This is a genomic window from Kaistia hirudinis, assembly GCF_014196455.1.
Taxonomy (GTDB): Bacteria; Pseudomonadota; Alphaproteobacteria; order Rhizobiales; family Kaistiaceae; genus Kaistia; species Kaistia hirudinis.
In genome coordinates, this window is sequence record NZ_JACIDS010000002.1 from 709,295 (window position 1) to 727,661 (window position 18,367).

Here is an 18,367-nt window from a genome sequence, read left to right on the forward strand (position 1 = left end):
GCGGCCCGGGCCTCGTTCTAGTTTTCGAAGCCGATGGCGGTGCGGCTGCTCGCCTTGATGCGGTCGCTGCACAGCGGCGGCGTCAGGCCGGCGCCGGCGCATTCCTTGACGTCGTTCAGCAGCACCCGCCCGATATCAGCGCAACCCGTCTCGGGAATGTCGAACTGGCGCACGCGATCCTTGCCGGCGGGCACCTTGCCGCTGCGCACGACCACGAAACGCTCGACGCGGCCATCCTTGTCGAACAGCACGAGTTCGAGCGCCATGTCGTCGATCGCGGCGCTCTGGCCGTTGGCGATGACGAAGGAGAGGCGGCAGGCCTTGGCATTGGCCGAGGCGTCATTGAGCTCGAGCGCGATCGAATCCGCGGCCGTCTCGCCATAGGCGGGCAGGGCGGCGACGAGCGCGCCGAACGCGATCAGGGAGCCGGCCGCGCGGGCGCGCCAGCGGGAAAACCGACTGCCGATTTCGATCGACATGTTCAACCTCGTTGCGAAGGGGACCGCGCGACAACGCTGCCGCCCCAGCAACTAGGAAAACATGAGTATGAAAGTCAATATATAATCGTCGAACCGGTCAGGCGTTCGGCGTCATCGAGGCCGCGAGCATGGGGTGCAGCCCCTCGCCGCCGCCGATCTCCAGCAGGCCGCGCAGCTGGTTGCGGTCGGAGGAGACGTCCGCGATCGTGTAGCTGTCGAGCACCGCGAAAAAGGCCTTGAGCGCCTCGGCGAGGACGCGGTTCACGCCGCAGGAATCGACCAGCGGGCAGTCGCGATTGGTCGTGTCGAAGCAGTCCGTCAGGAAGAAATTGCTCTCCGTCGCGCGCACCACCGCGCCGACCGTGATCTCGTCAGCCGGCTTCGCCAGGCGGATGCCGCCGTTCCGGCCGCGGATCGTCTCGATGAACCCGGCCTCGACGAGCACATGCATGATCTTGAAGAGATGCAGCTCGGAGATTCCGTAGGTCGCGGCGATGTCGCGGATGCGGCTCGTGCCCCCCTTGTTGGCCTGGCAATAGAGGAGCACGCGGATCGAATAACTGGTCTGCTGGGTCAAGCGCATATGGCATCCCTCGCTTCATTCGCGGCCGGCGAAAACGCAACCGGGCGGGCGCGCGCAGGCGCCGGCCGTTAATCCTTCTCTTTAAAGTCTTCTTTTGCCGCTTTCAACGGTCGCGGTGCCGCCGGGCAAGGCGCAGGGCGGGCTCCCGTGGGAGGGCCGGAAATGAAAAAGGCCCGGGAAGCGGTGCTTCCCGGGCCTTTCGAGAGGGACGCTGCCTGCGTCAGATCAGCGAGCCGTTGACCAGAGCCTTGCCGCTCTTGTCGAACAGGTGGACCGTCTCCGGCGCCACGATGATGCGGACCTTGTCGCCGGCGCGCTGCGGCGCGAGGCCGTCGGCCTTGACGATCGTCGTGTCGCTGCCGGCGACGTCGACATAGATCATCGTCTCGCCGCCGAGATGCTCGGAGAGCGACACGGTGCCGGGGATGCCGCCGGTCTCGGTCGGGGCGATCGTCAGGTGCTCCGGGCGCACGCCGAGCGTGATCGGGCCCGGGGTGATCGTCGCGCCGCGGGTCGGCACGGCGATGGTCGAGCCGCCGGGCAGGGCCACGATGGCCGAGCCGCCGGTAACTTCGCTCACATTGACGTTGAACAGGTTCATCTTCGGGCTGCCGATGAAGGTCGCCACGAAGAGATTGTTCGGCCGGTGGTAGAGCTCGAGCGGCGAGCCGACCTGCTCGATGCGGCCGGCCGACAGCACGACGATCTTGTCGGCCATGGTCATGGCCTCGACCTGATCGTGCGTGACGTAGATCATCGTCGCCTTGAGGTCGTTGTGCAGCTTCGAGATCTCGATGCGCATCTGCACGCGCAGCGCGGCGTCGAGGTTCGAGAGCGGCTCGTCGAACAGGAACACGTCGGGCTCGCGCACGATGGCGCGGCCGATGGCGACGCGCTGGCGCTGGCCGCCCGAGAGCTGGGCCGGACGACGGTTCAGCAGTTCGGTGAGATGCAGCAGCTTGGCGGCCTTCTCGGTGCGCGCCGCGATCTCGGTCTTCGGCATCTTCGCCATCTTCATGCCGAAGCCGATATTCTCGGCGACGGTCATGTGCGGGTAGAGCGCGTAGGACTGGAACACCATCGAGACACCGCGCTCTGCCGGGGCGAGACGGGTCACGTCGCGCTCGCCGATCTTCACGGTGCCTTCGGTCGTCCCTTCGAGGCCGGCGATGAGACGCAGCAGCGTGGACTTGCCGCAGCCCGACGGGCCGACAAACACACAGAACTCGCCGTCCTTCACATCAAGATCGACGCCGCGGATGATCGGCACTTCGCCGAACGACTTCTGAATGTCGCGAAGCGTCAGACTCGCCATATATTTGCCTCCAACAAGCAATCCCCGACTGCGCTTGCGCGCGCCGGTCAAAACGGAACCCATCGGGGCGATACCGTCCACGATCCCGCTGCCGGAGTAAAGTCCTGATTTGAGGCTTGCCACAATCCGCGCCACGGCCGCGGATCGCCGGCCGGATCGGTAGGAGCCGGGGTGCGGCTGCGTTATGGTCGGCCCCCTGGAGGAGTGGACGATGAGCGCCGAGTTCCTGGTCGATCCGGACCATCCGACGCCCGCGGGCAGCGATTTCAATGTCGGCGACGTCTGGAAGGTCCGCCTCATGCGCTCGGCGCATGTGCACAGCCATGTCGAGCTGAATCTCCTGATCGACGGCGCGATGACCTACCTCTTCAACGGGCGGACCGTGACGCTCGCCAAGGGCGATCTGGCGCTGTTCTGGGCCGCGATCCCGCACCGTGTCATCGAGGTGGCCGAGCCGACCTATTTCATCTGCATCGACCTGCCGGTGGAGATGTTCCTCGCCATGCCGGGCTGCGAGCCGCTGAAGACGCCGATCCTGCAGGGCGGCGTGCTGGTCACGAATCATCTGCGCGCCTTCGACGAGCCGATGTTCAAGAGCTGGCATGCCGACATGGCCTCGGGGAACGAGGCGGTGCACGGGATCGTGCGCGACGAACTCGCGCTGCGCCTTCGCCGCATCGTCGTCGATGGCTGGCGCGACCTGACCTCGGACGAGGAGGAGCGCCGGGCGCTGGAGCGCTATCCCCGCTCCGGCGAGCACCAGCGCGACCGCGCGCATCGCATGGCCCGCTTCATCGCCGAGCACGCGATCGAGCCGATCACCGTCGCCGATATCGCCGGCTCGGTCGGCCTGCATCCGAACTATGCCATGACGCTGTTCCGCAAGACGCTCGGTATGACGATCAACGAATATGTGACGCGCCAGCGGCTGATGCTCGCCCATGGCCGCCTGCTTGCCAGCGACCGCGACATTGCGGAGATCGCCTTCGAGGCCGGCTTCGGTTCGCTCAGCCGTTTCTACGAGGCGTTCAAGGAGCGCTATGGCTGCACGCCGCGCGACATGCGGCGCAATTTCGAGCAGACCCGGGAAGCGACGGCGCCCGGCGCCTGAGGGGTGACGGCAGTCGGAGATTTCGCCCCGGCGCGACGGAAACGCCGCGCGGGGACGTTACAAGGCTGTCGTGCATCAACCGGGACACTTCATGTCAGTCGGCAAGCAGCTCTTCCTTTCGCTTCTCGTCATCCTGCTCGCAGGCGCGGGCTGGTACGTCTTCGAGCATCGCGCGAGCCTGTTCGGCGGCGAGGGCGCTGTGACGGCTGCGGCGCCCGGCGCGGCTGGCGGTGGCGGCGGGCAGCGGGGGCAGGGCGGCTTCGGACCGACGCCGGTGGTGACCGATGTGGTGGCGAGCGACGTGTCGTCGGAGTCCGTGCGCGCCGTCGGAACCGTGCTCGCCCCGCGCTCCGTGAATGTCTATCCGCAGGTGACGGCGATCGTCACCGAACTGCTGTTCAAGGCGGGCGACCAGGTCGCCAAGGATCAGCCGCTAGTGCGCCTCGACGATTCCGACCAGAAGGTGGCGCTCGATCTCGCCGACGTGGCGCTCGCCGACGCGAAGAAGGCGCTGGAGCGCTCGCAGAAACTGGCGTCGACCAACAACATCACCCAGACGGCGCTGCAGGACGCCCAGTCGGCCGAGCGTAAGGCCGAGATCGCCGTACTTGGCGCGCAGATCGCGCTCGACCGCCGCACGATCAACGCCCCCTTCGCGGGTGTCGTCGGCATCAGCGATATTTCTGAGGGCGACCTCGTGACGCCGTCGACCGTGGTCGCGACGGTCGATGATCTGACGACGCTCAAAGTGTCCTTCCTCGTGCCGGAGCGCTATGCCGCGCGGATCGCGATCGGCCAGGCGATCACGGCGACGGCCGACAGCCGTCCCGACGCCGCCATCAGCGGCGCGGTCTCCGCCATCGATTCCCGCGTCGATCAGGCCGCGCGCACGCTCAAGGTCGAGGCGACGCTGGACGCGGCGAGCGCAACGGCCGCCGGCGTTCGGCCGGGCATGTCGATCAAGGTGACGCTGCCCTTTCCCGGCCAGGAGCAGCTCGCCGTCTCCGCGCTCGCCATCCAGTGGGACCGAAACGGCTCCTATGTCTGGCGCGTGGACGGCGACGGCGTGAAGCGCGCCGCGATCGAGGTGCTGGAGCGGCAGAGCGGGCGCGTGCTGGTGGCGAGCGCTGATCTGAAGCGGGGTGACAAGGTCGTCGTCGAAGGGTTGCAGCGCCTCCGCGACGGCGCTCGGATCGCCGAGCTCAACGCCCAGCCGGCGGCTGATGCCGCCGCCGCGAAGGGAGGCTGACGCATGAGCGCCGCCGAGCCTCCGAAGAACGCCGGACAGGACGTCCACCATCTCGAACACGATCCGGTGCCGCGCAACGCCGCGGAGCTGTCCGGCATCTCGGCGCTTTCGGTCAAGCGGCCGGTGCTTGCGATCGTGGCGAACCTGCTCATCGTCGTGGCGGGCCTCGCGGCGTTCTCCGCCGTCGAGGTGCGCGAGCTTCCCAATATCGACCAGCCGGTCGTGACGATCACCACGACCTATACCGGCGCCTCGCCGGACACGATGGACAAGGAAGTCACCTCCATCATCGAGAATGCCGCGGCCGGCGTCTCGGGCTGGACCGACATCCAGTCGCAATCGACCAGCGGGCGCAGCCGCGTCACCGTCCAGTTCTCCGATTCGACCGACATCAACGTCGCGGCGAATGATCTGCGCGATGCGGTCGGCAACGCCCAGCGCAACCTGCCCGAGGATGCCGATCCGCCCACCATCGCCAAGGCCGACACCAATGGCGACGCGATCATGCGCCTCGCGGTCACGTCCTCGTCGCAGAAGATCGAGGACCTGACGCAGATCGTGAACGACGTGATCGTCGATCGCCTCAAATCGGTCCCCGGCGTCGCCGATGTGCAGGTCAATGGCGACCGCGCGCCGATGATCTCGATCTATATCGATCCGATGCGCCTCGCCGCCTATGGCCTGACGGTCGCGGATCTGAAGACGGCGCTCGCCACCGTCGCGCTCGACGTGCCGGCCGGCAATCTGAACGACGCGAACCGCAACATGTTCGTGCGTGCCGATGCGAGCGTGAAGGGCGCCGACGACGTCAAGGCGATCCGCATCAAGGGCGACACCCGCGTCGGCGACGTCGCCGATGTCGTGTTCGGGCCGGCGGCGAAATCCTCGCAGCTGCAGGTCAACGGGCGCACCGGCGTCGGCCTCGCCATCGTCCGCCAGGCGAGCTCGAACACGCTGGCGATCTCGGAAGCCGTGCGCGCCGCGGTCACGGAACTCGAGGCGAACCTGCCCAAGGACGTGTCGATCCGCGTCACATCTGATGATGCGAACTTCATCGCCGGCTCCTTCGAGGAGGTCGAGCGCAGCCTTGTGCTGGCGATCCTCATCGTGATCGCGATCATCTATCTGTTCCTGCGCTCCTTCCGCGCGACGCTGATCCCCGCCGTCACCGTGCCGGTCTCGCTCCTCGGCACGATCGCGGCGATGTATCTGATGGGCTTCTCGCTCAACATACTGACGCTGCTGGCGCTGGTGCTGGCGACCGGCCTCGTCGTCGACGACGCGATCGTGGTGCTCGAAAACATCGCCCGCCGCCGGCATGAGGGCATGGGCCAGCGCGCCGCCGCCGTGCTCGGCGCGCGGCAGGTGTTCTTCGCCGTGCTCTCGACGACGGCGACGCTCGCCGCGGTCTTCATCCCGATCTCCTTCTTCAAGGGCACCGCCGGCCGGCTGTTCTCCGAATTCGGCTTCGTGCTCGCCTTCTCGGTGGCGCTTTCGGCCTTCGTGGCGTTGACGCTGGTGCCAATGATGGCCTCGCGCTTCCTGACCGCGCGCGACATCGAGGCGGAATCGGGCGAGGGGAAGTCCAACATTTTCTTCCGCGCCATCAATGCGGTCGGCAGCGGCGGCCAGCGGCTCTATGAGAAGCTGCTCGACGCGGCGCTGGCGGCGCCTGCTGTCGTCATCGTGGCGAGCCTCCTTTTCGCCGGCGGCGCGGTGCTGGCCTATGAACTGCTGCCGCAGCAATTGACGCCGCAGGAAGATCGCGGCGCGGTGATCATCTCGCTGTCCACGCCGCAGGGCTCGACGGTCGACTATACGCAAGGCCAGATGGCGCTCGTCACGCAGGCCGTGCAGCCGCTGCTCAAGTCCGGCGAGGCGACCAACGTCTTCTCGGTGTCGGGCAATTTCGGCAGCGCCAATTCCGGCTTCATGTTCGTGACGCTGGCGCCCTGGGGCGAACGCGCACGCAGCCAGCAGGCGATCTCGGCTGAACTCGCCGCCAAGGTCCGCGCCATTCCGGGCGCCGTCGTCAGCCTCCGCCAGCCGAACAGCCTTGGCATTCGCGGCGGCGGCCAGGGCCTGACCTTCGCCGTCACCGGCACGGATTACGACACCATCGCCAAGGCCGCGACGGATCTCATCGGCACGCTGTCCGCCGATCCGGCCTTCTCCAGCGTCCAGCTCAATTACGACCTCAACCAGCCGCAGCTCTCGGTGAACATCGACCGCGACCGCGCGGCCGATCTCGGCGTCTCCGTCGCCGATATCGGCACGATCGTCTCGACGCTGCTTGCCGGCGCCGACATGGGCGATTTCTATATCGGCGACGACAAGATCAACATCCGCGCCCGCGCGCCGGACGGCATGATCGTGACGCCGAACGACCTCGAGAATGTCCAGGTCCGCACCGCCGGCGGCGTGATGGTGCCGCTGTCGGCCGTGGTCACGGTCTCGGAAGGCTCGACCTCGCCGACGCTGGCGCGCCAGTCGCAGCGCCGTGCGGTGCCGATCACGGCGACGCTCGCTCCCGGCGTCGATCTCGGCTCCGCGATCGGCATCCTCGATCGCGTCGCGGCGGAGCGCCTGCCGGCCGGGCTCGGCATCGTCTATACCGGCGAGGCGGCGACGCTGAACGAGACGTCGAGCGGCGTGCTCGTCACCTTCGGCTTCGCCGTCATCATCATCCTGCTCGTGCTGGCGGCGCAGTTCGAAAGCTTCGTCTCGGCCGCGATCCTGTTCACGACCGTGCCCTTCGGCGTGGCGTCGGGCATCTATGCGATCCTGCTCTCCGGTGGCTCGCTGAACATCTACACGCAGATCGGCCTCGTCATGCTGGTCGGGCTGATGGCGAAGAACGGCATCCTCATCGTCGAATTCGCCAACCAGCTCCGTGACGAGGGCCTCTCGGTGCGCGATGCGATCCGCGATGCCTGCCGCATCCGCCTGCGCCCGGTGCTGATGACGATGATCGCGACGGTGCTCGGCGGCCTGCCGCTGATCCTGATCGGCGGCGCCGGATCCGAGGCGCGCGCTGCGCTCGGCTGGATCATGGTCGGCGGCCTCGGCTTCTCGGCGCTGGCGACGCTCTTTCTGACGCCGGTCTCGTTCCTCCTGCTCGCCGGCTTCTCGAAGCCGCGCGCCGCCGAGGAGCAGCGCCTCGCTCAGGAACTTGCCGAAGTCGCGACGCTCGCCCGGCGCGACGCGGCTCCGGCCGGGGAACCGCCGCAGAAGCAGCAGCCGCTGCCGATCGCGGCGGAATAGGGGGCGCGATGATGGTGCTTCGCGAAACCGATGGCTCGAAGGTGGCTGCCGATACCGGCGCGATGCGCTATCGTCGCGTCGCCGGCCATGACGGTGCGGCGCTTCCCGTGAAGGACGAGAGAGGTCGGGTCGAGCCCTTGCCGCACAAGGACGATTTCGGAAGAGACGCCGCGCTGCGCGCCGACCACGCCCTGATGCAGGCGATTGCGGCCGGAGAGCGGGACGTCTTTGCCCGGCTCATCGATACCGAGGCGCCGCGCCTGACGCGCTTCGTCACGGCCATCCTGGCGGATCTCGCCGAGGCGGAGGAGATCGTCCAGGAATCGCTGCTGCGGCTCTGGCGCCAGGCGCCGACCTGGGAGCCGCGGGCCCGCATCGGCACCTATCTCCATCGTGTCGCCTACCGCCTTGCGATCGACCGCCTGCGCCGCCGCCGACCGCATGTCGATATCGACGATTACGACGATCTGATCGAGGACGAGACAGCGCCGCCCGATCGCAATCTCGATCGGATCGACGATGTGCGCCTCGTGCACGAGGCACTCGACCAGCTCTCCGACCGGCAGCGCGCGGTGATCGTGCTCGCCCATTTCCAGGAACTCGGCCAGGCCGAGGCCGCCGCCATCCTGGGGATCGGCGAGCATGCCTATGAATCGCTTCTCGCCCGCGCCCGCAGGAGGCTCCGAACGCTCCTGTCGGCCAATGGAGACGCGGATGGGGAGGATTGGAAAAGACCATGACGAACAACCGGAATTCCGACATCTCGCCTGAACTGCGCGCCGGACCGATCGGGCTGCGCGATGCGATCGACCTCTGGGGCCCCGATCTCTCCAAGTGGCCCGACATTGCGCAGCTGCGCCATGCGCGCGAAGCGCTCCTGTCCGACCGTGGCTTTCGCGCCTATCGCGACGGCGCGCTGGCCGCGGACCGCCAGTTGAAGGCGGCGGCGGACGCGCTGGACGAGCGGATCGCGGCGAAGGGCTCGGTGGCGCGCATCGCCGATGGCGTGCTGTCGCGCATCGAACCCCGCAAGTCGCGGCATTATTCGCGCTACGCAGCCGTGGCGGCCGTGCTCGTCGTCGCGGGTGTGCTCGGCGGCGCGTCGGAATGGATCCGCGGTGGCCCCGCCGATGGCTCCGTCACCGTCGTTCAGCTCGATCCGCTGGTGTTCGGTCCGTCCGAAATGGGCTTCTGATGGCGCTCGGAAAAGACGGCAAGCGAGGCCGCAGCTGGCTGGTGCTCGCCCTCGTCGCATCGCTCGCGGTGAACGCCTTCTTCGGCGGCGCGCTGGTGATGGAATTCCTGCGCTTCCGCCATGTCGGCGACGAGCCGGGCGCGCGCGCGACGCGGATGGAATTGCGCTGGTTCAAGGATCGCCTGTCGCCGGAAGCGCTCGGCCAGATCGAGGCGTCGCTGGCGCCGCTGCGTCCCGACATCCTCGCCCGCGTTGAGCGGCTCAGGAAGCTCCGCGCCGAGCTTGGCGCGCTGGTCGCGGCGCCCCAGCCCGATCGCGCGGCGATCGACGCCAATCTGCGCGAGATCCGCATCGAGGTCGGTGCGATGCAGGAGCAGATCCAGTCGAAGACCTTCGATGCGGTGCTCGCGCTGCCGCAGGCCGAGCGCACGCCGCTCGCGACGCCCGGCGCGAACGCCGGCAATTAGGGCGTGACATGAAAACGGGGCCGCTCGGGCCCCGTTTCCTCATTTCAGGATAGTGCCGCGCCGTCAGCGCGCGGCGATCAGCCGTTCGGCGTCGATCGCGGTCAGCGGCGCCGGGCGTTCCGTCGTCGTCGAGAGATCGACGACCTTGCGCGTCGCGGCGGCCTCGAGGATCGAGACCATGATATCGAGCGCGTGCAGCGCCACGCGGCCGGAGCAGCGCGGCTCGCGCCCCTGTTCGGCGGCGTCGAGCAGGTCGGCGACGCCGAGCATGCGGTAATTGGCGCGCTCGCCGGTCCAGTTGGCCCGCCCGAACGGCGCATCCGCTGCGTCGACCTCGACATAGTCGCCGCCATCCTTCGAATAGCTGACCGTGCCGCCGAAGAAATTGGGATCCGGCACCAGCATCGTGCCCGCCGAGCCATAGAGCTCGATCGGGTTGGCGTGGCCATGCTTCCACACGTCCCAGCTCGTGCCGAAGGTGATCTGCGCGCCCGAGACGAATTCGATGATCGCATTGATCGTCGTCGGGACCAGCACCGGCACCGACTTGCCCTTCATCGGGCCTTCGGCCGTGACGAAGCGCTCGTCGAAGCCCTTGGAGGCGATGGCGGTGACGGATTTCGCCGGTCCGATCAGGTTGATCAGCGCCGAGGTGTAGTAGGGGCCCATATCCAGCACCGGGCCGCCGCCCGGCTGGAAGAAGAAGGTCGGATTGGGGTGCCAGGCCTCCATGCCGTGCCCCATGAAATACATGGAGCCGGCGATGATGCGGCCGACCTTGCCCTCGTCGATGAGCCGGCGTGCCGTCTGGCCGCCGCCGCCGAGGAAGGTGTCGGGCGCGCTGCCGAGCTTCAGCCCGCGCGCGTCGGCCTCGGCGACCAGCTTCTTCGCGTCATCGAGCGACAGCGCGAAGGGCTTCTCCGAATAGGCGTGCTTGCCGGCCGAGAGGATCGCATGGCTGATCTCGTAATGGGCCGCCGGGATCGTCAGGTTGATGACCGTGTCGATCTCGGAATTCTTGAGCATCTCGTCGACGGAGAGCGCGGTGATGCCGAACTGGTCGGCGCGCGCCTTGGCGGCCGCCGGCGCGATATCGGCGACCGCGACGATCTTCGTGCCCGGGAATAGCGGCGCGAGCTTCAGATAGGCTTCGGAAATATTGCCGGCACCGATGATGCCGATCTGGTGGATCGTGGACATGAAAAAGGGCCTCAGGCCAGCAGCGACTTGATGGAGGCGAAGGAGCGCGTCGCGAAGCGCTTCCAGTCGGCAGGATTGTCATGCTCGGCGACGAGAACCTTGGCGTCGACGGCGTCGTCGATATGCGTCTTCAGGGCCTTCCAGTCGACGATGCCGTGGCCGACATCGGCCCAGCCATCCTCGACCGTGGTGCCGGCCGGGGCGAGGTCCTTGATGTGATAGGCGATGGTCTGCGTGGCGAGACGGTCGATTTCGTTCGCGGGGTTCTCGCCGGCGCGCACGACCCAGCCGATATCGAGCTCCGCCTTGACGTCGCCGCCGAGCAGATAGTCGATCGGCCGCGTACCGCCGACGAGCTTGAAATACTCGAAATCATGATTGTGCCAGGCGAGGCCGAAGCCGGCCGCCTTGGCGGTGGCGGCCGCTGTAGCGAGGCGCGCGTGAAGCTCCTTCCAGCCGTCGATCGTCGTCGGACGCTCCTCCGCGACGAGATAGGGCACGACGATGGTCTCAGCGCCGATCGTGCCGGCGATATCGATGAAGCGGCTCGTCTCGCCGGTGACGCCGGTGAGCGGGGCATGGAAGGTCGGCGTCTTCAGGCCGACCGCGTCGACCTTGGCGCGGTAGCCGGCCGGATCGTCGCCATAGAGCGGGTAATAGGGCTCGACCGCGTCATAGCCGATGGTGGCGAGGCCCTCGAGCACGGTCTCGAGCGGCGGGAAATTGCGCGCGGAATAGAGCTGGAACGAAATCGTATGATTGACCATGGGGGTGTCTCTTCAGGTCGGCCCGTCCGGCGGACGGGCGTAGAGGAAGTTCAGAGGCGGTTGCCGCTCGCTGCGTCGAAGATCGAGGCGTGATCGGGCGAGAAGAAGGCGTCGATCCTGGCCGGCGTATCGATGTGCTGGTCGCCGTCGATGCGGATCGAGAAGGACGAGCTGCCGACCCGTCCCCAGACGAGGCTGTCGGCGCCCATCGGCTCCAGCATGGTGAGATTGACCGGCAACTGCGATGTGTGATCGCCGCGCTCGAAGGGGTCCACCTGCTCGGGCCGGATGCCGAGCGTCGCCTTGCGGCCTTCCTCGACCTGTCCCAGGAAGGCGTAGCCGGAAAGGTCGATCCGCGCTCCGTCCGGCAGGACGAAGGCGGGGCTGCCGCCCGAAAAGCTCAGCGTGCCGTCGACGAAGTTCATCGCCGGCGAGCCGACGAAGCCCGCGACGAAGCGGTTGATCGGGCGGCGATAGATTTCCTTCGGCGAGGCGAGCTGCTGGATGATGCCGCCATTCATCACGGCGATGCGGTCGGCCAGCGTCAGCGCCTCGATCTGGTCGTGCGTGACATAGATCATCGTCGAGCCGAGCTCGTGATGCAGCCGCTTGATCTCGACGCGGAGCTCGGTGCGGAGTTTCGCATCGAGATTGGACAGCGGCTCGTCGAACAGGAACACGTCGACATCGCGCACCAGGGCGCGGCCGATCGCGACGCGCTGGCGCTGGCCGCCGGAAAGCTCCGACGGACGGCGTTCGAGCAGCGGCTCGATCTGCAGGATCTTGGCCGCCTTGGCGACGCGCGCCTCGATATCGGCCTTGGGCGTGCGCGCCATCTTCAGGCCGAAGGTGAGGTTCCCGCGGACTGTCATGCGCGGATAGAGCGCATAGGACTGGAACACCATGCCGATGCCGCGGTCCTTCGGCTCCTCCCAGGTGACGTTCTTGCCGCCGATCCAGATCTGGCCGCCGGCAACGTCGAGGAGGCCCGCGACGGCGTTGAGCAAGGTCGACTTGCCGCAGCCGGACGGCCCGAGCAGGACGATGAACTCGCCTTCGGCGATTTCGAGATCGAGCTCGCGGATGACCTTGATGCTGCCGAACTCGATATCGAGCTTGCGAATGGAAACGCTGGCCATCACTACCCCTTGACTGCGCCGGACGCGATGCCGCGGACGAACCAGCGGCCCGACACGAAATAGACGAAGAGCGGAACGAGCGCGGTCAGGATCGTCGCCGCCATGTTCACATTGTATTCTTTCTCGCCGAAGCTCGAATTGACGATGTTGTTGAGCTGCACCGTCATCGGGAAGTTCTCGCGGCCGGCGAAGATCAGGCCGAAGAGGAAGTCGTTCCAGATGCCGGTGATCTGCAGGATCGCGGCGACGACGATGATCGGCGTCGAGAGCGGCAGCATCAGGCGCAGGAAGATCGCCCAGAACCCGCCGCCATCGACGCGCGCCGCCTTGAACAGGTCGATCGGGATGCCGGCGTAGAAGTTGCGGAACAGCAGCGTCATCAGCGGTAGGCCGAAGATCGAGTGCACGAAGACGACGCCCGGGATCGAATTATAGAGCGAGACGATCGAGAGCATCCGCACCAGCGGATAGAGGAACACCTGGTAGGGGATGAACGCGCCGAGCAGCAGAACCGCGAACAGGAAGTTCGAGCCCTTGGGCCGCCAAAACGACAGCGCATAACCCGTCACCGCGCCGACCGAGATCGAGACGATCACGCTCGGGATCAGGATCTTCACCGAGTTCAGCATGCCGACATGGATGCCGTCGCAATTGAGGCCGGTGCAGGCCGAGGACCACGCCTTGGCCCAGGCATAGAAACTCGGGTCCGACGGCAGCGCGAACAGATTGCCGAGGCGGATCTCCGACATCGGCTTCAGCGACGTGATGATCATCACGTAGAGCGGAATGAGGAAGAACAGCGCCGCGATGACGAGGAAGGCATAGAGCCCGACACGCCCGGCGGTGAGGCGCTTCGGCCGTGGCCCGGACGGCCCCGCGGCGAGATCGACGCTGGTCATCGCGCGCTCCTCGGCTGGCGGAAGTACTGCCAGTAGAGCCAGGGCGCGAGGACGCAGAGCACGGTGATCATCATCACCGTGGACGCGGCCGTGGCGAGCCCGAGATTCTGGCGCTGGAACAGGTATTCGATCACGAATTTGGCGGGCACTTCGGTCGAGATGCCCGGCCCGCCATTGGTAAGCGCGACGACGAGGTCATAGACCTTCACGACGGCGGTCGCGAGCAGGACCGTGGCGGTGACGAACATCGGCGCCAGGATCGGGATCACGACATGGAGATAGACGCGCCAGGTTGGAATGCCGTCGACCTTGGCCGCCTTCCAGAGCTCGCCGTCGACCCCGCGCAGACCCGCGAGCAGGATCGCCATGACGAGGCCGGAGCTCTGCCAGATCCCGGCGAGCGCGACGACATAGATCGCGCGGTCGCCCCGCGTCAGCCAGTCGAAGGTGAAGCTCTCGAAGCCCCAGTTGCGCACGGTCTGCTGGATGCCGAGCGTCGGGTTCAGCGTCCACTGCCAGACGAGGCCGGTGACGATGAAGGACAGCGCATAGGGATAGAGGAAGATCGTGCGGAACATGCTCTCCGCGCGGATGCGCTGGTCGAGGAAGACCGCGAGCAGGAAGCCGATCACGAGGCAGCCGACAATGAACAGGCCGCCGAAGATGAAGAGATTGTTGACCGAGATCATCCAGCGGTCGGATGCGAACAGGCGGCTATACTGGGCGAAGCCGACATAGTTCGAGACCGGGAACACCTTGGAGCTGGTGAACGAGATCTGCACCGTCCACAGGATCGTGCCGATATAGGCGAAGATCACGATCAGCCAGGCGGGGGTGAGCGCGAGCTGCGCCGACCAGAACCGCTTCAATCGGGGATTCACGCTGCCATACTCCGGTTGCACGGAGCCGGGGCGGCGAGCGCGCCCCGGCCGTGAAAGCGATCGGCGGACGCCCCGCCAGCCCGAGGGCCGGCGGGGCAGGCGCTTACTTGCTTTCCCAGATGCTGACGACCTTGGCGACGAGCTCGTCGGGGGTCTGCGACGGCGTGGTCCAGAATTGGCCGATCGCGTCCTGCAGCGAGCCGAGCGTGTCCGGCGTCTGCAGGAAGTCGGTGCCCGGCACGGCGCCGTCCGGCTTCGCCAGTAGCTTCAGGCCTTCCTGGGCGCAGACGTCGAGCTTCGACGTGTCGACGTCGGCGCGCACGGGCACGGAGCCCTTCTTGGCGTTGAACGCGACCTGCGTGTCCGGCTCAAGCATGACATGGGCGAGGAGCTTCTGCGCCTTCTGGGCGTCGGCATTGTCGGTCTTCGGGAACACGAAGACGTCGCCGCCGATCCAGTAGACCTGGTTGCCGAGGCCCGGCACGCAGCCGACTTCCTTGCCGGGCGTCAGGCCGGCGGCGATGATCTCGCCCTTGGCCCAGTCGCCCATGAAGTTGAAGCCGGCCTTGCCGTCGATGACGAGGCCCGTGGCCTGGTTCCACTGCCGGCCCTGCTGGCCCGCATCGCCATATTCGCGCAGCTTGCCGAAGGTCTCGGCGACCTTCTTGAACTCGGGCGACTTGATCGCCTCCATATCGTTGTCCTGGAAGATCTTCAGGAACAGATCGCGGCCGCCGACGCCGAGGACCACGTCGTTGAAGAGCAGGAGCTGGGTCCAGGCGTCGCCGGACTGCGCCATCGGGATGACGCCCGCAGCCTTCAGCTTGTCGAGGGCGGCGAAGAGCTCGTCCCAGGTCTTCGGCGGCTCGATGCCGTTCTTCGCCAGGACGTCGGCGTTGTACCAGAGCCAGTTGTTCGAATGGATGTTGACCGGAACGGCATAGAAGTGGCCGTCGCGGCTCACCGCCTTGACGAGAACCGGCGACAGGAACTTCGCCCAGCCATCGGCCGCGGCGACTTCGTCGAGACTGCCGAGCAGGCCCTGCGCGACGAGATCCTCGAACTGCTTGCCGGTGTTGAACTGCATGGCGGTCGGCGGGTTGCCGCCGACGATGCGGTTGATGCCGGCCGCGCGGGCCGCTTCGCCGCCGGCGATCGCCGCATCGACCCACTCGCCGCCCTGGGCGTTGAACTGGTCGGCGAACACCTTGACCGCGGCGGATTCACCGCCCGAGGTCCACCAGTGAATGACCTCCGCCTTCTCGGCGGCAAAGGCCGAGCCTGCCAAGATGGCAAGCGAAGCCGCAGCGCCAAGCAGCGCTTTCGAAACATGCTTCATGATAACTCCTCCCAGTATCAGGCGCTTAGTTGCCGCGCCGCCTCCTCCTGAAAGCCGCGAAGACCTCCCAGGCGCTTCGGGCTCCAAAACTTGTAATCGATTACATCTACTGTATGCTTCCTCGAACGGCTGTCAACGCGAATTTATTTTGCGTTGCAAAAGAACAGGCGACCGACGAGTAAGACGGCCGCTGGCGGGGAAACGACGATGGCAGTGGACAGGAGCGCGCAGAAGGCGGGAGCCGTGACGATTCAGGACGTTGCGCGGCGAGCCGGAGTCTCTACTGCAACTGTAAGTCGCGCCATCGCGCTCCCGGATCGCGTCACGGAGGCGACGCGCGAGGCTGTGTTTTCGGCGATCCGGGAGACCGGATACACCCCGAATGCTGCGGCGCGGTCGCTCCGGGCCAAGTCGACGCGCATGGTGCTGGTGCTCCTGCCCGGCATCGGCAACTCGTTTTTCACCCCCGTGCTCAACGCGCTGGAGGAGGTTTTTTCGGAGGCCGGCTACGGCGTGCTGATCGGCTATGCGCGCAACAGCCCGCGCCGCGAGACGCATTATGCCCGCGTCATCCGCGCCGGCCAGGTGGATGGCGTCCTCGTCGTCACCGGCAACATCCCGCGCGACGAGGCCTTCGTGCAGATCCCCGGCTCGGTGCCGATCTCGCTGATGTTCTCGGAGGTGCCGGGCACGGACGAATTCTCGGTCTTCGACGTCGACAACCGCGCCGCCGCCGCGGCCATGGTGCGCCATCTGATCGGGCAGGGGCACCGGCGGATCGCCCATATCGCCGGCGCCGATGCGAGCCTCGAAGCGCGTGAGCGCAGCGCCGGCTATTGCGATGCGCTGCGCGAGGCGGGCCTCCCCGTCGATCCGGCGCTGCTATGGCGCGGCGCCACCAATTATGATTTCGGGTCGGGCGAGCGCGCCGCGCCGCGCTTTTTCGCGCTCGCGGACAAGCCGACCGCCGTCTTCGCCGCTGCCGACGAAATGGCGTTCGGCTTCATGCGCGCGCTCAAGAATCAGGGGCTCGACATACCCGGCGACGTGTCGGTCGCCGGCTTCGACGATACGGAATATGCCGTGCACTACGATCCCGCGCTCACCACCATGCGTCAGCCGCGCACGGAACTGGGAACGCTCGCCGCCCGCGACCTGCTGCGGCGCATGACCGGCAAGGATGGCGACGTCGCGATCTCGCATGTCCGCCTCAAATGCGATCTGGTGGTGCGGGAGAGCGTTCGCCGCATCTGAGCCCTCAGCCTCGGCGCGCGGCCAGCACCGCTCCGGCGAGCGCCGCGGCGGCGCCGAAGGCGCAGACGCCGCGCCAGCCGAAATGCGACCACGCCAGCGCGCCGGCCGAGGAGCCGATCGCGCCCGAGGCGAGCATCGCCGTCATGAAGATCGTGTTGAGGCGGCTCCGCGCAGCCGGGTCGATCGCATAGACGACGCTCTGGTTCGCGATCTGCGAAGTCTGCACCGCGATGTCGAGCATCAGCGTCGCGGCGACCAGGGTGACGATGGAACCCTCGCTCACGCCGAGCAGCGCGAAGGCGAGTGCCGCCAGCAGCATGCCGAGCATGGCGACTCGCCCCGCGCCGCCGCGATCCGCCAGTCGCCCGGCCAGCGGCGCGGCCACCGCGCCGGAGGCGCCGACCAGGGCGAGCAGCCCGACGGCGGTGGAGCCGAGGCCGAACCGCTCGGAGTGCAGTTCGAGCGCGATGCTTGACCAGAAGGCCATGAAGGCGGCGAAGACCAGGCATTGCGACAGCGTCGCCCGGCGCAGCGCGCGATGCGCCGCAACGAGGCGGATCAGCGACGCCATCAGCGCGCCATAGCCGATATAAGTCGTCGGCGTGACCTTGGGCAGACGCCGCGCGAGCAGGACGCCGGTGAGCAGCATCAGCCCGGCAGCAAGAAGGAAGACGACGCGCCAGCTCGCAAGATCGGAGATGATGCCGCTCGCCGTCCGTGCCAGCAGGATGCCCGTCAGGATTCCGCCGGTAACTGTGCCGAGCACGCTGCCCTTGCGGTCCGCGGGTGCGAGATGCACGGCCAGTGGCACGATCTGCTGCGCGACCGTCGCGAAGGTCCCGACGCAGAGGCTCGCGAGCAGCAGCAGGCCGAAGCTCGGCGCGATGGCCGCCATGACGAGCGCGACCACGAGCGCGCCCAGCGTCAGCAGGATCAGCCGTCGCCGTTCGATGCGGTCGCCGAGCGGGGCGAGCAGCAGGACGCCGGTCGCATTGCCGAGCTGGGTCAGCGCGGCGATCGCCGCGACCTCGGCGCCCGGCAGGGCGAAATCGCCCGCGATATGCCCGAGCATCGCCTGATTGTAATAGCTGTTCGCCACCGCCGCGCCGGCCGCGAAGGCGAGCAGGCGGGCGAGCGACGGGGTCAGGGCGGGAGACGGCGAGGGCGAGGTTGTCATGCGAGAGCGGTGCGCCGTTCCAGACCCTCGTTCAAACCAGAAGTCTTG

The 18,367-nt window shown here is 67.2% G+C and carries 17 protein-coding genes; 7 read left to right on the forward strand and 10 right to left on the reverse strand.

Annotation, left to right across the window (positions count from 1 at the left end; all coding sequences use genetic code 11):
• Nucleotides 1–17: 17 nt before the first annotated feature.
• From GGR25_RS08395 to GGR25_RS08405, 3 genes are all read right to left on the reverse strand, one after another.
• Nucleotides 18–479, reverse strand: a complete 462-nt coding sequence (locus GGR25_RS08395; RefSeq protein ID WP_183398289.1) for a hypothetical protein — start codon at nt 477–479, stop codon at nt 18–20.
• Between the two features lie 97 nt (nt 480–576).
• Entirely contained in the window at nt 577–1,062 is a 486-nt protein-coding gene (rirA, locus tag GGR25_RS08400; protein WP_183398290.1) for an iron-responsive transcriptional regulator RirA, read from the reverse strand.
• Nucleotides 1,063–1,282: 220 nt separating this feature from the next.
• Nucleotides 1,283–2,377, reverse strand: coding sequence for an ABC transporter ATP-binding protein (locus GGR25_RS08405; RefSeq protein ID WP_183398291.1), 1,095 nt, complete (start codon nt 2,375–2,377; stop codon nt 1,283–1,285).
• Between the two features lie 211 nt (nt 2,378–2,588).
• On the opposite strand from GGR25_RS08405, the gene GGR25_RS08410 reads away from it, so the two are divergent.
• From GGR25_RS08410 to GGR25_RS08435, 6 genes are all read left to right on the forward strand, one after another.
• Entirely contained in the window at nt 2,589–3,488 is a 900-nt protein-coding gene (locus tag GGR25_RS08410) for an AraC family transcriptional regulator (RefSeq protein ID WP_183398292.1), read from the forward strand.
• A gap of 91 nt (nt 3,489–3,579) precedes the next feature.
• The gene (locus GGR25_RS08415; protein ID WP_183398293.1) at nt 3,580–4,737 is read left to right on the forward strand and encodes an efflux RND transporter periplasmic adaptor subunit; all 1,158 of its coding nucleotides are present in this window, start codon (nt 3,580–3,582) and stop codon (nt 4,735–4,737) included.
• Nucleotides 4,738–4,740: 3 nt separating this feature from the next.
• Nucleotides 4,741–8,001 carry an efflux RND transporter permease subunit gene (locus GGR25_RS08420; RefSeq protein WP_183398294.1) on the forward strand — a complete coding sequence of 1,087 codons (3,261 nt, stop codon included), beginning with the start codon at nt 4,741–4,743 and terminating at the stop codon, nt 7,999–8,001.
• An 8-nt stretch (nt 8,002–8,009) separates the two neighbouring features.
• Nucleotides 8,010–8,741 (forward strand): RNA polymerase sigma factor, encoded by a 732-nt coding sequence (locus tag GGR25_RS08425; RefSeq protein ID WP_183398295.1) that lies wholly within the window; start codon nt 8,010–8,012, stop codon nt 8,739–8,741.
• Entirely contained in the window at nt 8,738–9,196 is a 459-nt protein-coding gene (locus GGR25_RS08430; protein WP_183398296.1) for a hypothetical protein, read from the forward strand. Before GGR25_RS08425 ends, GGR25_RS08430 begins: the two co-directional genes overlap by 4 nt.
• Nucleotides 9,196–9,663, forward strand: a complete 468-nt coding sequence (locus GGR25_RS08435) for a periplasmic heavy metal sensor (protein ID WP_183398297.1) — start codon at nt 9,196–9,198, stop codon at nt 9,661–9,663. Before GGR25_RS08430 ends, GGR25_RS08435 begins: the two co-directional genes overlap by 1 nt.
• Nucleotides 9,664–9,726: 63 nt before the next feature.
• Here GGR25_RS08435 and GGR25_RS08440 read toward each other — a convergent pair whose 3' ends face one another.
• From GGR25_RS08440 to GGR25_RS08465, 6 genes are all read right to left on the reverse strand, one after another.
• Nucleotides 9,727–10,863 carry a Gfo/Idh/MocA family protein gene (locus GGR25_RS08440; RefSeq protein WP_183398298.1) on the reverse strand — a complete coding sequence of 379 codons (1,137 nt, stop codon included), beginning with the start codon at nt 10,861–10,863 and terminating at the stop codon, nt 9,727–9,729.
• A gap of 11 nt (nt 10,864–10,874) precedes the next feature.
• The gene (locus GGR25_RS08445) at nt 10,875–11,630 is read right to left on the reverse strand and encodes a sugar phosphate isomerase/epimerase family protein (protein WP_183398299.1); all 756 of its coding nucleotides are present in this window, start codon (nt 11,628–11,630) and stop codon (nt 10,875–10,877) included.
• Nucleotides 11,631–11,680: 50 nt separating this feature from the next.
• Nucleotides 11,681–12,769 (reverse strand): ABC transporter ATP-binding protein, encoded by a 1,089-nt coding sequence (locus tag GGR25_RS08450; RefSeq protein WP_183398300.1) that lies wholly within the window; start codon nt 12,767–12,769, stop codon nt 11,681–11,683.
• 2 nt (nt 12,770–12,771) lie between these two features.
• Nucleotides 12,772–13,668: a carbohydrate ABC transporter permease gene (locus GGR25_RS08455; RefSeq protein ID WP_183398301.1), complete on the reverse strand. Its 897-nt coding sequence runs from the start codon at nt 13,666–13,668 to the stop codon at nt 12,772–12,774.
• The gene (locus GGR25_RS08460; protein ID WP_183398302.1) at nt 13,665–14,549 is read right to left on the reverse strand and encodes an ABC transporter permease subunit; all 885 of its coding nucleotides are present in this window, start codon (nt 14,547–14,549) and stop codon (nt 13,665–13,667) included. The genes GGR25_RS08455 and GGR25_RS08460 overlap by 4 nt, the downstream gene beginning before the upstream one ends.
• Before the next feature lie 103 nt (nt 14,550–14,652).
• A complete protein-coding gene (locus GGR25_RS08465; RefSeq protein ID WP_183398303.1) occupies nt 14,653–15,888 on the reverse strand; it encodes an ABC transporter substrate-binding protein in 1,236 nt (411 codons plus the stop codon).
• 207 nt (nt 15,889–16,095) lie between these two features.
• On the opposite strand from GGR25_RS08465, the gene GGR25_RS08470 reads away from it, so the two are divergent.
• On the forward strand, nt 16,096–17,142 hold the full coding sequence (locus tag GGR25_RS08470) for a LacI family DNA-binding transcriptional regulator (protein WP_183398304.1): 1,047 nt from the start codon (nt 16,096–16,098) through the stop codon (nt 17,140–17,142).
• A 4-nt stretch (nt 17,143–17,146) separates the two neighbouring features.
• On the opposite strand, the gene GGR25_RS08475 is transcribed toward GGR25_RS08470, so the two are convergent.
• Entirely contained in the window at nt 17,147–18,319 is a 1,173-nt protein-coding gene (locus GGR25_RS08475) for an MFS transporter (RefSeq protein WP_183398305.1), read from the reverse strand.
• Nucleotides 18,320–18,367: the final 48 nt, after the last annotated feature.

Excerpts from the sequence above, each read along its gene's own strand:
- GGR25_RS08395 (WP_183398289.1), bottom strand. The coding sequence starts at position 479 with ATGTCGATCGAAATCGGCAGTCGGTTTTCCCGCTGGCGCGCCCGCGCG.
- rirA (WP_183398290.1), bottom strand. The coding sequence starts at position 1,062 with ATGCGCTTGACCCAGCAGACCAGTTATTCGATCCGCGTGCTCCTCTAT.
- GGR25_RS08405 (WP_183398291.1), bottom strand. The coding sequence starts at position 2,377 with ATGGCGAGTCTGACGCTTCGCGACATTCAGAAGTCGTTCGGCGAAGTG.
- GGR25_RS08410 (WP_183398292.1), top strand. The coding sequence starts at position 2,589 with ATGAGCGCCGAGTTCCTGGTCGATCCGGACCATCCGACGCCCGCGGGC.
- GGR25_RS08415 (WP_183398293.1), top strand. The coding sequence starts at position 3,580 with ATGTCAGTCGGCAAGCAGCTCTTCCTTTCGCTTCTCGTCATCCTGCTC.
- GGR25_RS08420 (WP_183398294.1), top strand. The coding sequence starts at position 4,741 with ATGAGCGCCGCCGAGCCTCCGAAGAACGCCGGACAGGACGTCCACCAT.
- GGR25_RS08425 (WP_183398295.1), top strand. The coding sequence starts at position 8,010 with ATGATGGTGCTTCGCGAAACCGATGGCTCGAAGGTGGCTGCCGATACC.
- GGR25_RS08430 (WP_183398296.1), top strand. The coding sequence starts at position 8,738 with ATGACGAACAACCGGAATTCCGACATCTCGCCTGAACTGCGCGCCGGA.
- GGR25_RS08435 (WP_183398297.1), top strand. The coding sequence starts at position 9,196 with ATGGCGCTCGGAAAAGACGGCAAGCGAGGCCGCAGCTGGCTGGTGCTC.
- GGR25_RS08440 (WP_183398298.1), bottom strand. The coding sequence starts at position 10,863 with ATGTCCACGATCCACCAGATCGGCATCATCGGTGCCGGCAATATTTCC.
- GGR25_RS08445 (WP_183398299.1), bottom strand. The coding sequence starts at position 11,630 with ATGGTCAATCATACGATTTCGTTCCAGCTCTATTCCGCGCGCAATTTC.
- GGR25_RS08450 (WP_183398300.1), bottom strand. The coding sequence starts at position 12,769 with ATGGCCAGCGTTTCCATTCGCAAGCTCGATATCGAGTTCGGCAGCATC.
- GGR25_RS08455 (WP_183398301.1), bottom strand. The coding sequence starts at position 13,668 with ATGACCAGCGTCGATCTCGCCGCGGGGCCGTCCGGGCCACGGCCGAAG.
- GGR25_RS08465 (WP_183398303.1), bottom strand. The coding sequence starts at position 15,888 with ATGAAGCATGTTTCGAAAGCGCTGCTTGGCGCTGCGGCTTCGCTTGCC.
- GGR25_RS08470 (WP_183398304.1), top strand. The coding sequence starts at position 16,096 with ATGGCAGTGGACAGGAGCGCGCAGAAGGCGGGAGCCGTGACGATTCAG.
- GGR25_RS08475 (WP_183398305.1), bottom strand. The coding sequence starts at position 18,319 with ATGACAACCTCGCCCTCGCCGTCTCCCGCCCTGACCCCGTCGCTCGCC.